This window comes from Pedobacter sp. L105 (genome assembly GCF_009765875.1).
Taxonomy (GTDB): Bacteria; Bacteroidota; Bacteroidia; order Sphingobacteriales; family Sphingobacteriaceae; genus Pedobacter.
This window is the reverse complement of sequence record NZ_LMUP01000004.1, coordinates 81,981-94,622: the sequence shown is the minus strand read 5'-3', so window position 1 is coordinate 94,622 and position 12,642 is coordinate 81,981. Positions and strand designations below refer to the sequence as shown.

The window sequence follows — 12,642 nt, the reverse complement described above, 5'->3', positions numbered from 1 at the left end:
GCCATTTACTAAATCTATTTATTCTTATTGATAACCACCCGGCACATCCGGGTAAAAGCTAAAAAAATGAACTTATTTGATGTATACCCTTTAAACGATATTGAAATTGTAAAAGCCCTGGGCAGTACTGTCTGGGCTGCTGATGGTCAGGAATACCTTGACCTGTATGGTGGCCATGCTGTAATTTCTATCGGCCATACCCATCCGCATTATGTAAAACGCTTAACAGACCAGCTGAACAAAGTTGGGTTTTATTCCAATTCTATTAAAATACCATTACAGGTAGAGCTGGCAGAAAAATTGGGAAAAGTTTCAGGAAAAACAGGTTATCAGCTATTCCTGTGTAACTCTGGTGCAGAAGCCAATGAAAATGCCTTAAAGCTGGCCTCTTTTCATAACGGCAGAAAAACAGTTATTGCTTTTCATGGTGCCTTTCATGGAAGGACCTCATTGGCGGTCTCCTGCACAGATAACCCTAAGATCATTGCTCCTGTAAATGAAACCGATAATGTAGTATTCCTTCCTTTTAATGATGATGATGCCCTTAAAAATGCATTTGCTGAGTTTGGCAACGAGGTGAGTTCTGTTATTATAGAAGGTATTCAGGGTGTTGGCGGTATCAGGGAGGCTTCTGTAAGTTTCCTTCAATTGATCCGTAGCCTGTGCGATGAGTACAATGCGGTTTATATTGCCGATAGTGTACAATGCGGTTATGGCAGAACGGGACATTTTTATTCTCATGATTACGCTGGCGTAGATGCTGATATCTATACCATGGCTAAAGGAATGGGTAATGGTTTCCCTGTCGCAGGGATCTCTATTGCACCGAAATTCAAACCATGGTTTGGTATGCTGGGAACTACTTTTGGTGGTAACCATCTGGCCTGTGCTGCGGCTTTAGCTGTATTGGAAGTGATAGAGCAGGATAACCTGATGAAAAACGCTGAAGAGGTAGGTAATTATCTGATCGCAGCATTGAAAGAGATAGACGGGGTTAAAGAGGTGAGAGGACGTGGGCTGATGATCGGAATTGATCTTCGTGAAGAACTGTCATCTGTAAAAAAGAACTTATTATTTAAACAACATATCTTTACAGGAGAGGCAAAGCCTAACGTCATCAGGTTACTTCCTGCGCTAAACCTGAATAAAGAACAAGCCGACCATTTTTTAGAAAACTTTAAAATTGCTTTAAAAGGATGAACCAATTCACCTCAGTAAAAGATGTTGCAGACATCGACCAGCTGGTAAAAGATGCCCTCGCACTAAAAGAAAGCCCTTATGGGCATCAGCATTTAGGAAAAAACAAGACCCTTGGACTTGTATTCCTGAATCCAAGTTTGCGTACCCGTTTAAGTACGCAAAAGGGCGCTATTAACTTAGGAATGAGCGTGATGGTCATGAATATGGATAAAGAGGGCTGGGCGCTGGAAACTGAAGATGGAGTGGTAATGAATGGAACTACTGTAGAACATATCCGTGAGGCAGCAGCCGTAATGGGACAGTATTGTGATATTCTGGGCTTGCGCTCTTTTCCAAAACTCACTAACAGGGACGAAGATTATAACGAAGACTTTTTTAATAAATTTATTAAATACTGTGGCGTACCGGTAGTAAGTCTGGAAAGCGCTACGCGCCATCCGCTGCAAAGCCTGGCCGACCTGGTTACGATCAGGGAAACCTGGAAAGGTGAAACCAAACCTAAAGTTGTACTGGCCTGGGCACCACATGTAAAAGCATTGCCGCAGGCAGTGCCCAATTCTTTTTCAGAGTGGATGTGTAAGGCACAGAAAGAAGGAATGCTTGATTTTACTGTTGTACAGCCAGAAGGTTATGAACTTTCTGAAGATTTTACACCAGGTGCCAATATCATGTACAATCTGGAAGAAGCATTACAGGGAGCAGATTATATCTACGTTAAAAACTGGTCGAGCTTTAAGGAGTATGGTAAAGTACTTACCTATCCTGAAGGCTGGATGATGAATAATGAAAAATTAAAAGGAACAAACAATGCGAAAGTTATGCATTGCCTTCCTGTTAGAAGAGATCTGGAATTGTCGTCAGAAATTCTTGACGGACCCAACTCACTGGTGATCCATGAAGCAGGAAACCGCTTATGGGCAGCTCAGGCAGTTTTGAAAGATCTCTTACAAAACCTATCTTAGGCAGATATGCTCCGTAGTTTGGTCTGCGGAGCATATAGCTTTCGTTTCTACAGATAAAAAACCTGAAAGGGTTTCCTTGTCCACAATTTCTAAAAAAAAGATAATGAAACAGCTAACTATTATAAAGATAGGTGGAAATGTAATTGATAATTCTGAGAAACTGCATCAGTTTTTGCTGGATTTCACTGCATTGCCCGGAGATAAAATTTTGGTACATGGGGGTGGTAAAATTGCTACTGAATTAGGTGTATCTTTAGGAATTGAGCCTAAAATGGTAGATGGCAGGCGGATTACGGATATTGAAACCCTTCGGATTGTAACGATGGTATATGCCGGGCTGATCAATAAGAATATGGTAGCGCAGCTACAGGCTAAAGGTTGTAATGCGATAGGCCTGAGCGGTGCTGATGGAAATGTGATCAAGGCGGTTAAACGCCCGGTTGGGAAAATAGATTACGGTTTTGTAGGTGACCTGGACGAATCTTCCGTATCGGTGAGCACCTTAGATAGTTTGTTGAAAAGCAAGCTGGTTCCTGTATTGTGTGCCATTACGCACGACGGGGATACCCAGCTGTTAAATACCAATGCAGATACGATTGCATCGGCAGTAGCCGTAGCCCTGTCCGGCACCTATGAAACAAGGCTGGTATATTGTTTTGAAAAGAAAGGTGTACTGCGTGATGTAGAGGACGACCTTTCTGTAGTGACAGAAATTAAAAGCACTGAATTTGAAAGCCTGAAAGAGCAGGGAGTAGTTTCGGGAGGAATGATCCCCAAGTTGCATAATGCTTTTGAGGCGATCAGACAGGGTGTAAAAGAAGTTTATATAGGTAAAGCCGATGAACTGGCACAAATTGACAGTCACGGTTTTGGTACCAGGTTAATCAATTAGATATGGGACAGTTTACAGGAAAAATAGCAATACTGGGAAGCGGAAATATTGGACTTTCACTAGCCAAAGGATTGGTTAAAGCCAATTATGTACAGGCTGGTCAGATCAGTTTAACAAGAAGAAACGTTAGCAAACTGGCACCTTATGCTGAATTAGGTTATCACGTAAGCGCAGACAATGCGGCTGTAGTAGCGGCTGCGGAGGTGATTGTGCTGGCTGTGCTCCCTCAGCAGCTTAACCTGCTGATGGAAGAAATTGCATCGGTTATAGATATTAAAAAACATGTGGTGATCTCCGTAGCTTCGGGAGTAAGCTGTGCAGATATTCGCAATAAGCTGAAAGAGGGGCTGGAAGTGATCCGTGCGATGCCGAATACGGCTATTGCTATTGGTCAGTCTATGACCTGCGTAGCTACAGACAATGCTTCTCCGGAACATACTGAAGAGGTATCAAAGATGTTTGAAACAGTAGGTGCTGTGGTAAAGATCAATGAAGACCTGATGACTGCTGCAACGGCATTATGTGCCTGCGGGATCGCCTTCTTTTTACGGGCTATCCGTGCAGCTTCGCAGGGTGGGGTAGAAATAGGGTTCCACGCTGATGAAGCTTTGAAAATGGCCGTTCAAACAGCAAAGGGAGCAGCAGACTTGTTATTGCAGATGAAATCGCACCCGGAACAGGAGATCGATAAAGTGACTTCTCCAAAAGGATGTACCATTGCCGGATTAAATGAGATGGAACACAATGGGTTCAGCTCATCCCTCATTAAAGGCATTAAGCTTTCGGCAATTAAAGCCGGGGCATTATATACAAAAGAATAATTATGATAGAAACACTGCAAAAGGATAGTTTAGAATTGTTAAAGAATTTGATCAGCATTCAGTCTTTCAGTAAAGAAGAAGATGGTACAGCTGATCTGATCGCACAATTTTTGCAGGAACGACAAATTAAAATATACCGCAAGCTCAATAACATCTGGGCTTACAATAAACATTTTGACGCTGCTAAACCTACCCTGCTTTTAAATTCGCATCATGATACCGTGAAGCCAAATTCTGGTTATACCAGAGATCCTTATGAACCGGCAATTGAAAATGGCAGGTTATACGGTTTGGGTAGTAATGATGCGGGCGGCTGCCTGGTTTCCTTAATCGCTACATTCCTTTATTTTTATGAGCAGGAAGATCTATCTTACAATATTTGTCTGGCTACCACCGCAGAGGAGGAAATCTCAGGAAATAACGGATTGGAATGTGTACTCCCTGATCTCGGAGAGCTTGAGTTTGCGATTGTAGGGGAACCAACAGAAATGAATTTGGCCATCGCTGAGCGGGGCTTGCTGGTACTGGATTGTACCGTTACCGGTAAAGCAGGACATGCAGCGAGAGAAGAGGGAGATAATGCGATCTATAAAGCGCTGAAAGATATTGACTGGTTCAGGAACTACAGGTTTTCAAAAGTATCTGAAGTTTTTGGCCCGTTAAAAATGACGGTCACCATCATTAATGCAGGTTCTCAGCATAATGTGGTACCCGCTACCTGTACTTTTACTGTTGATGTACGCGTTACGGATGCTTATACCAATGAAGAGGTACTGAAAATCATCAGAACTAACGTAGATTGTGACGTAAAGCCTCGTTCTATCCGGTTAAAACCGTCCTCTATTGATAAAGGTCATCCTTTAGTGCAGTCGGGCATTACCCTGGGAAGAACCACTTATGGATCACCTACTACTTCAGATCAGGCATTGCTGAGTATTCCTTCAGTTAAAGTAGGCCCGGGCGATTCTGCGCGGTCGCACATGGCTGATGAATATGTATTTGTTGATGAGATAGCCGAGGGAATTGAATTATACATCAGCATGCTTAAACCTGTGATTAACGGGAAGTAAATATGCCCAACCGGGTAATTATTGTATTTTTGCCCGGACCGGTTCCCGTTTAGGAATATGATAACAATAGAATTTATACAAAGATGAAGATCTGGCAAAAGAATATAGAAGTAAACAAAGATATTGAGAGTTTTACAGTTGGTAAAGACAGGGAACTGGATTTACAAATGGCTGCTTTTGATGTTTTAGGTTCTCTGGCACACGTAGAAATGCTGGAAAGCATTGGCTTGCTGACGGCGCCGGAGCTTGCTGAAATACAAACAGCACTTAAAAAAATATATGCTGAAATAGAAGCCGGTGAATTTAAAATCGAAGATACGGTTGAAGATGTGCATTCACAGGTAGAATGGCTGCTTACCCAAAGAATAGGAGAAGCAGGTAAGAAAATTCACAGCGGACGTTCCCGTAACGACCAGGTTCTGGTAGACCTGAAACTATTCTTCAGAGATAGAATTGAAGAGATGGTAGGCAATTCTGTCACGCTGTTTCAGCAGCTGATTACCTTAAGTGAAACACATAAAGATAAATTACTGCCGGGTTATACCCACTTACAGATTGCAATGCCTTCTTCCTTCGGGTTATGGTTTGGTGCTTACGCAGAAAGCCTGGTAGATGATATGGAGATGATGCTGGCTGCCTGGAAGATCTGTAATAAGAATCCATTGGGTTCTGCTGCGGGTTATGGTTCTTCATTCCCCCTGAACAGAACAATGACTACCCAACTTCTTGGTTTTGACAACCTGAATTATAATGTTGTTTATGCCCAGATGGGTAGGGGTAAAACGGAACGTATACTGGCACAGGCCATGTCCTCTATCGCAGCTACGCTGGGTAAGATGGCAATGGATGTTTGTTTGTTCATCAATCAGAACTTTGGATTTATCAAGTTCCCGGATGAGCTGACTACGGGGTCCAGCATTATGCCGCATAAAAAGAACCCGGATGTGTTTGAACTGATCCGTTCACGCTGTAATAAAATTCAGGCCTTGCCTAATGAAATTGCCATGATGACCATTAACCTGCCTTCAGGCTATCACCGCGACCTGCAGTTATTAAAGGAAAACCTTTTTCCTTCTATAGTTTCGCTGAACGAGTGCCTGGAAATGACAGCTTATATGTTACAGTACATTGATATTAAAAATGATATCCTGGCAGATAAAAAATACGCCTACCTGTTTAGTGTAGAGGTAGTAAATGACCTTGCTTTAAAAGGTGTTCCTTTTAGGGAAGCTTACCAGATTGTTGGCGAAACCATTGAAAATGGCACCTTTGAACCGGGAGAAACCGTAAATCATACACACGAAGGCAGTATCGGCAATTTATGCAATCCTGAAATTTCAGCCATGATGGAAACCATCCTGGAACAGTTTAACTTTGAAAAAACCAAATCAGCAATTCAACAGTTGCTGGCTTAATTCTAACCACTAATAAAAAATAAAATGAACGTATCGGTATTAGCAAATTCACTTATTGGCTCAGAAATCATCAAGATTGCACATGAGGTTAATGAATTGAAAAGCAAAGGTGCTAACATTGCAAATCTTACCATAGGTGATTTCGACCCGTCGATTTTCCCTATACCCTCAGAACTTAAAGAGGAGATTATCAGTGCTTACCATCACAATCACACCAATTATCCTCCTGCTGACGGAATTCTGGCTTTACGTGAAACGATCACAGGTGTATTAAAGGACAGGTATAATCTTGACTTTAACAGCAATGAAATTTTGGTTTCAGGTGGCTCACGTCCCTTGATCTATGCCACTTACCTGGCATTGGTAGATCCGGGAGATAAAGTGGTTTACCCTGTACCATCATGGAACAATAACCATTATTGCCATCTTTCTTCTGCTGAAGGCATAGCTGTAGAAACCAGTGAAGAAACCAATTTTATGCCTACGGCTGAATTGTTAAGGCCGCATATCAAAGGTGCTACTTTACTGGCGCTTTGTTCTCCGCTTAACCCTACAGGTACAATGTTCACCAAAGAGCAGCTGGAAGATATCTGCGATATGGTAATTGAGGAAAATAATTCAAGAGCCGAAGGCGAGAAACCATTGTACATTATGTATGATCAGATCTATTCGCTGCTTACTTTTGGTAAAGAACATATTAATCCGGTTAGCTTACGTCCTGAATTAAAAGATTATACCATCTATATCGATGGGATCTCTAAATGTCTGGCTGCAACGGGAGTTCGCGTAGGCTGGGGATTCGGACCGGAAGTAGTGATCAGTAAAATGAAAGCGCTGCTTACACACATTGGCGCCTGGGCACCTAAAGCTGAGCAAGTTGCGGTAGCTAAATTTTTCTCTGATGCGACATTGGTTGATCAGTTTTTAGGAACATTCAAGAAACAAATTCAGGATAGCCTGGATGCACTGTACAATGGTTTCCAGGAGTTAAAAGCTGATGGGTTTGCTGTAGATGCAATTGTGCCTATGGGAGCGATTTATCTGACGCTTAAAATCGATTATATCGGTAAAACTACCCCATCAGGTGAGGTTTTAAAAGATAGCATTGATGTTAATTCTTACCTGGTTAAAGAAGCACTGGCAGCATTTGTGCCATTCTCCTGCTTTGGTACTGACGAAACTAAGAGCTGGTTCCGTGCATCGGTTGGCGGCTGTTCTTTAGAAGATATAACAGCAATGATTCCAAGAATTAAATCGGCATTGAGCAAGTTGAAATAAACTCATTCATTAAACATGAAAAAGGCTTCCGGGATATCCTGGAAGCCTTTTGTTTTTTCATCTCTATTTAAATTCTGATGTTTTGTGAAATTCGATATCCGGGTAATCCCTTTTGGTCATGTTGATCATGAAATCATTGTCTGCAAGAAACACAGGGTTGCCATCTTTATCCTGGCCGATATGCATTTGTTTACGTTTTACAAATTCTTCCAGTTTCTTTTTATCGGTTGAGGTTACCCAGTTAGATCTGGTATAACTTAACATGCGGAAATGTGCTTTAGCGCCATATTCATGCTCTAACCTGAATGCGATAACCTCAAATTGAAGTTCACCTACAGCACCAATAATTTTCCTGTTTCCAGGCTGCTGGGTAAACAGCTGAGCAACGCCTTCTTCAGTAAGCTGTTGTATGCCTTTTTCAAGCTGTTTGGTGCGCAGAGGGTCTCTGTTCTCAACTTCCTTGAATATTTCGGGAGAGAAGCTCGGAATGCCCTTAAATTGCAGCTGTTCTCCTTCTGTTAATGTATCTCCAATTTTAAAGTTCCCGCTGTCATATAATCCAACCACGTCACCAGGCCAGGCTTCTTCCACAATGCTTTTCTCATTGGCCATGAAGTCCATAGGATTGGAAAATTTAAGTTTCTTGTCCTGACGCGTATGGTAGTAAAATTTGTTTCTTTCAAACTTACCGGAGCAAACCCTTAAAAAGGCAATACGGTCACGGTGTTTAGGATCAAGGTTGGCGTGGATCTTAAAAACAAATCCTGAGAAGTTTTTCTCCTCTACCAATACTTCCCTTTGTTCGGCTTCCCTGCTTTTAGGGCTTGGTGCGATGTTAATAAAGGTGTCAAGTAATTCTTTAATCCCAAAGTTATTGATGGCGCTACCAAAAAATACAGGGGCAAGGAGCCCTTCTGTATACATATTCTGATCCAGTTTGCCATAAACACCTTCTACCAGTTCAAGATCGCTTTTTAAACCTTCCAGTTCGGCTGGTTTTAAAAAGTTGTTCAGGTTCTGATCATTCAGGTCGCTCACTTCAATAACCGGATCGGCAATTTTTGTTTTATCCGGTTCAAAGAGGTTAAGGTGTTTATTGTATATGCTATATACCCCTTTAAATGTATGTCCCTGTCCGATTGGCCATGATAGCGGGCATAAGCTGATATTCAGTTTGTTCTCAATTTCATCCAGCAGGTCAAACGCATCTTTACCCTCGCGGTCCATCTTATTAACAAAGATAATCACCGGTGTATTACGCATCCGGCATACTGCCATCAGTTTTTCGGTTTGCTCTTCCACACCTTTTACACAGTCTACTACAAGAATTACACTGTCGACCGCTGATAAAGTACGATAAGTGTCTTCTGCGAAATCTTTGTGACCCGGCGTATCCAGAATATTGATGCGTTTATCTTTATATTCAAAGCCCATCACAGAAGTAGCCACGGATATCCCGCGCTGTTTCTCAATCTCCATAAAATCTGAAGTACTGCTTTGATTGGCCTTATTGCGTTTTACAGCACCAGCGGTATTAATTGCCCCTCCAAACAACAGAAACTTTTCAGTTAGGGTTGTTTTTCCGGCATCCGGGTGACTGATAATGGCAAATGTTTTTCTTTTTTCTATTTCGGGGTGGATCATAAAAGGGTAAGCGTGTTGCTTAATGAGGCTGCAAAGATAAATATAATATATAAAATAAAAACCGGCCATTGTGGCCGGTTTTATGATTTGATAGCAATTCTATACTAGTTAGCTCTTGGCTGAGGTGCAGGTTCAGCCGGACGCTGTTGCTGGCGTTGCTGCTGCTGTTGGCGTTGTTGGTTCTGCTGCTGCTGACGTTGTTGGTTTTGTTGTTGCTGGCGCTGCTGGTTTTGTTGCTGCATCTGCTGTTGACGTTGCTGCTGCTGTTGCTGTTGTTGGTTTTGTTGTTGTTGCCTTTGCTGCGCCTGTTGCTGGTTCTGCTGTGCCTGCTGTTGTTGTTGCTGGCGCTGCTGATTTTGTTGATTCTGTTGCTGTTGTCTCTGCTGCGCCTGTTGTTGAGCTTGTTGCTGATTTTGTTGTTGTTGTCTCTGCTGAGCTTGCTGTTGGTTTTGCTGAGGATTGTTGTGCTGCTGGTTTTGTTGCTGCTGACGTTGTTGCATTTGCTGCTGCATCTGTTGCTGACGTTGTTGTCCAATCCTCATTTGCTGACCATTACGCTGTTGTTGGTTTTGCTGTTGCTGTCTCTGCTGTGCTTGTTGTTGAGCTTGTTGCTGATTTTGCTGCTGCTGCTGACCTTGCTGTTGCGGCTGTGGATTTTGTTGCTGAGGATTTTGCTGCTGACCTCTGTCACCAGGATTTCTACCACCTACGGCTGGTTGGGTCTGACTGTTACCAGGTCCCGGGAATTGTCCGCTTGTTCTTCCTGTAATAGTTCTATTTGGCTGTCCCTGTCCCTGTCCCTGACGGCGTGGATCTCCATTGTTGTTATTATTCCTTCCTGGTTGTCCCGGAGTTCCATTGTTGTTTCTTCCTTGTTGTCCTGGAGCAGCATTATGGTTACCTCCTCCGGCTCCGCCTCTTGGACGATAGATATTTATCGTATTATTGGTAACATTAGGCCTGCCAGGGGTATTAGTCGGTGCCATATGATAAATCGTTACATCTCTGTGCGTTCTCCTTCTGATATCATCCGCTCTTGGACCAGTGAAGTAGGAGTTTCTGCCCCGGTTGCCGTACCTGTTATTAATGATAATCGTACGGTTATATACGTTCGCATTCCTGTTGTAATAACGGTAATAACCACCGCTATAGATATTAACCTGAGGAACAAATACCCACCAGTTATTCGGGGTGTCGTAATCATCACTTCCATCGTAATCTGGTCCCAATGGTGCCCAGCCGTAAAAGCCGCCGCCAGTTCTCCAGCTTACCCATGCAGGTCCCCATACTGTATCCGGGATCCAGATCCACTCATTGTAATGATTAAGCACCCATCTTCCATAATGAAATGCCGCCCATCCCCAATCGTAATCAGACACCCAGGTATTTCCATATTCAGTCATAGCCCAATGGCCGTTTGTATAATAGGGCTTAAAAGTGCTCATGTCTACATCTGGTCTCCAAACGTATCCATAATCAGGATCTTGCGCCCATGTACCATAAGGAGCCAATTCATCATAGAAAGTTTCCAGTGAAACATCTCCATTATCGCCGTTGTCTCCGTTATCCTGAGCTTTCGCTTTTTGTGTGAACCCGCTTAAAATGAGCATGAGCCCTAATATAATTGCAGGTAATTTGATTAACTTTTTCATCTTGTGCGTTATTAAATAGCCTAACCCGGTTATATCACTAGGAGTACTAAAATTTGGAATAGTTTAATGCTCAGATTAAAATTCCATTAAAATAGTTTCAACACCCTAAATACTTACTTGTTTTATACAATTGTATAATCAATTCGCAGGCGTAACAGGCAAGTTACAAAAATTATAGTCTCAGAACAAATTTGACGATCAAAATTTGCTTGTGATGACTATTTTAGACTTATTTTCTCTTTCCAAGTATTTATTCTTTTCTTTTGTAGTTCTGAATGATGCAGCCTGCATAAGTCTGCGCTAAAATAAGTCATTAGTGAAAATCACCATGATTTTAGGCTTGTCAAAAGCTAGCAATAGATGATGATAGCTTCATCACTGATATTACCTGATAAAAGAAATATATTTTAATGAAAAAAGGCATATTATACCTGATTCCCGTTCCTTTGGCTGAAAATGCCTCAGCAAAGTCGTTTACACCTTACCTGATCGATACGATCAATGCCATCGATACTTATATCGTTGAAAATGAAAAAACAGCCAGAAAATTCTTAAAAGAAGCTGGTTTGAAAATGCCACAAAGCGAATTGACTATTCATGACTATGGCAAACACAAAAGGAACGACTCTATGGTTCCTTATTTTAAAGAATTAATGACCGGGAAAGATGTAGGTCTGATGAGTGAAGCAGGCTGCCCTGGAGTAGCAGATCCAGGATCGGAAATTGTTTCTGAAGCCCACAAGCGCGGTATACAGGTAGTACCGCTGGTAGGTCCGAATTCTTTGCTACTGGCTTTAATGGCATCAGGATTTAACGGGCAAAAGTTTATGTTCCATGGTTATCTGCCAATTGACAAAGTAGAGCGGGTAAAAAGTATCAAGGAATTAGAAAGGGTAGCAGAAAAAGAAAAACAAACCCAGCTTTTTATCGAAACGCCTTTCCGGAATAATCACTTATTTGATGATATCATAAAAAATACTGCTGCACAGACTTTGCTTTGCGTAGCCTGTAACATCACAGGAGAAGATGAATTTATCAAAACACAATCCATTGGCCAATGGCGCCAGGAAAAAATAGATCTTCATAAGAAGCCAACAATATTTATTTTGTACCGCTAGATTTAACGGTACATATTTTTACTGTCCATAAATACAATCACCTGATCAGGAACAAGAAACTGGATATTCTTATTTTCTTTTAGCGCTTTGCGGATAAAAGTAGAAGAGATTTCCATTTGCGGTGTTGCTGTTAAGGTGATTGAAGGGTGGTTTTCCCATTCGTCCAGCAGAATACCCGGTCGGGGATAAATATACAGCTGATAGTTCTTTAGCAGAACTTCATAGTTTTTCCATTTTTTCAAAGAAGCTAGGTTATCGGCACCCATGATCAGCACAAACTCCCTTCCGGGGTATTTTTCGTGCAGATAAGTTAGTGTATCAATGGTATAAGAAGGCTGTGGGAGTTTAAACTCAATGTCACTTACCGTTATCTTTTCGGCCAATTCGGTGGCCAGCCGGGCCATTTCCAGTCTGTCGTACATATTGGCAAGGCCCTTTTTATCCTTTAGCGGGTTCTGCGGTGATACCACCAGCCAGACTTCATCTATATCCGTAAAATTAGCCATATAACTGGCTATAATCAGATGACCTGCGTGGACAGGATTAAAAGAGCCAAAGAATAAACCTGTTTTTGCCATTCTTTTGTGCAA

11 protein-coding genes are annotated in these 12,642 nt (G+C 42.0%); 8 read left to right on the top strand and 3 right to left on the bottom strand.

What is annotated here, in order from left to right; genetic code table 11:
* Window positions 1-66 precede the first annotated feature (66 nt).
* From GSQ84_RS05480 to GSQ84_RS05450, 7 genes are all read left to right on the top strand, one after another.
* Complete coding sequence (locus GSQ84_RS05480) at window positions 67-1,200, top strand: aspartate aminotransferase family protein (RefSeq protein WP_158796261.1); 1,134 nt, start codon at window positions 67-69, stop codon at window positions 1,198-1,200.
* A complete protein-coding gene (locus GSQ84_RS05475; protein WP_158796260.1) occupies window positions 1,197-2,162 on the top strand; it encodes an acetylornithine carbamoyltransferase in 966 nt (321 codons plus the stop codon). The genes GSQ84_RS05480 and GSQ84_RS05475 overlap by 4 nt, the downstream gene beginning before the upstream one ends.
* 103 nt (window positions 2,163-2,265) lie before the next feature.
* Window positions 2,266-3,054, top strand: a complete 789-nt coding sequence (gene argB / locus GSQ84_RS05470; protein WP_158796259.1) for an acetylglutamate kinase — start codon at window positions 2,266-2,268, stop codon at window positions 3,052-3,054.
* A 2-nt stretch (window positions 3,055-3,056) separates the two neighbouring features.
* Window positions 3,057-3,875, top strand: coding sequence for a pyrroline-5-carboxylate reductase (proC, locus tag GSQ84_RS05465; protein WP_158796258.1), 819 nt, complete (start codon window positions 3,057-3,059; stop codon window positions 3,873-3,875).
* Window positions 3,876-3,877: 2 nt separating this feature from the next.
* The gene (locus GSQ84_RS05460; protein WP_158796257.1) at window positions 3,878-4,945 is read left to right on the top strand and encodes a M20 family metallo-hydrolase; all 1,068 of its coding nucleotides are present in this window, start codon (window positions 3,878-3,880) and stop codon (window positions 4,943-4,945) included.
* Window positions 4,946-5,028: 83 nt separating this feature from the next.
* Window positions 5,029-6,360, top strand: coding sequence for an argininosuccinate lyase (argH, locus tag GSQ84_RS05455; RefSeq protein WP_158796256.1), 1,332 nt, complete (start codon window positions 5,029-5,031; stop codon window positions 6,358-6,360).
* Window positions 6,361-6,384: 24 nt separating this feature from the next.
* Window positions 6,385-7,638, top strand: coding sequence for a pyridoxal phosphate-dependent aminotransferase (locus tag GSQ84_RS05450; RefSeq protein ID WP_158796255.1), 1,254 nt, complete (start codon window positions 6,385-6,387; stop codon window positions 7,636-7,638).
* A gap of 63 nt (window positions 7,639-7,701) precedes the next feature.
* On the opposite strand, the gene GSQ84_RS05445 is transcribed toward GSQ84_RS05450, so the two are convergent.
* Window positions 7,702-9,282 carry a peptide chain release factor 3 gene (locus GSQ84_RS05445; RefSeq protein ID WP_158796254.1) on the bottom strand — a complete coding sequence of 527 codons (1,581 nt, stop codon included), beginning with the start codon at window positions 9,280-9,282 and terminating at the stop codon, window positions 7,702-7,704.
* A 104-nt stretch (window positions 9,283-9,386) separates the two neighbouring features.
* Window positions 9,387-10,934, bottom strand: coding sequence for a DUF6600 domain-containing protein (locus GSQ84_RS05440; RefSeq protein WP_158796253.1), 1,548 nt, complete (start codon window positions 10,932-10,934; stop codon window positions 9,387-9,389).
* 410 nt (window positions 10,935-11,344) lie between these two features.
* Here GSQ84_RS05440 and GSQ84_RS05435 point away from each other — a divergent pair, with 410 nt between their 5' ends.
* Window positions 11,345-12,052 (top strand): SAM-dependent methyltransferase, encoded by a 708-nt coding sequence (locus GSQ84_RS05435; RefSeq protein WP_158796252.1) that lies wholly within the window; start codon window positions 11,345-11,347, stop codon window positions 12,050-12,052.
* A 2-nt stretch (window positions 12,053-12,054) separates the two neighbouring features.
* Here the strand turns inward: GSQ84_RS05435 and nadD are convergent, their stop codons facing one another.
* Complete coding sequence (gene nadD, locus GSQ84_RS05430) at window positions 12,055-12,630, bottom strand: nicotinate (nicotinamide) nucleotide adenylyltransferase (RefSeq protein ID WP_158796251.1); 576 nt, start codon at window positions 12,628-12,630, stop codon at window positions 12,055-12,057.
* Window positions 12,631-12,642 lie beyond the last annotated feature (12 nt).

Excerpts from the sequence above, each read along its gene's own strand:
- GSQ84_RS05440 (WP_158796253.1), bottom strand. The coding sequence starts at position 10,934 with ATGAAAAAGTTAATCAAATTACCTGCAATTATATTAGGGCTCATGCTC.
- GSQ84_RS05460 (WP_158796257.1), top strand. The coding sequence starts at position 3,878 with ATGATAGAAACACTGCAAAAGGATAGTTTAGAATTGTTAAAGAATTTG.
- GSQ84_RS05445 (WP_158796254.1), bottom strand. The coding sequence starts at position 9,282 with ATGATCCACCCCGAAATAGAAAAAAGAAAAACATTTGCCATTATCAGT.
- argH (WP_158796256.1), top strand. The coding sequence starts at position 5,029 with ATGAAGATCTGGCAAAAGAATATAGAAGTAAACAAAGATATTGAGAGT.
- GSQ84_RS05435 (WP_158796252.1), top strand. The coding sequence starts at position 11,345 with ATGAAAAAAGGCATATTATACCTGATTCCCGTTCCTTTGGCTGAAAAT.
- GSQ84_RS05450 (WP_158796255.1), top strand. The coding sequence starts at position 6,385 with ATGAACGTATCGGTATTAGCAAATTCACTTATTGGCTCAGAAATCATC.
- GSQ84_RS05475 (WP_158796260.1), top strand. The coding sequence starts at position 1,197 with ATGAACCAATTCACCTCAGTAAAAGATGTTGCAGACATCGACCAGCTG.
- proC (WP_158796258.1), top strand. The coding sequence starts at position 3,057 with ATGGGACAGTTTACAGGAAAAATAGCAATACTGGGAAGCGGAAATATT.
- argB (WP_158796259.1), top strand. The coding sequence starts at position 2,266 with ATGAAACAGCTAACTATTATAAAGATAGGTGGAAATGTAATTGATAAT.
- nadD (WP_158796251.1), bottom strand. The coding sequence starts at position 12,630 with ATGGCAAAAACAGGTTTATTCTTTGGCTCTTTTAATCCTGTCCACGCA.
- GSQ84_RS05480 (WP_158796261.1), top strand. The coding sequence starts at position 67 with ATGAACTTATTTGATGTATACCCTTTAAACGATATTGAAATTGTAAAA.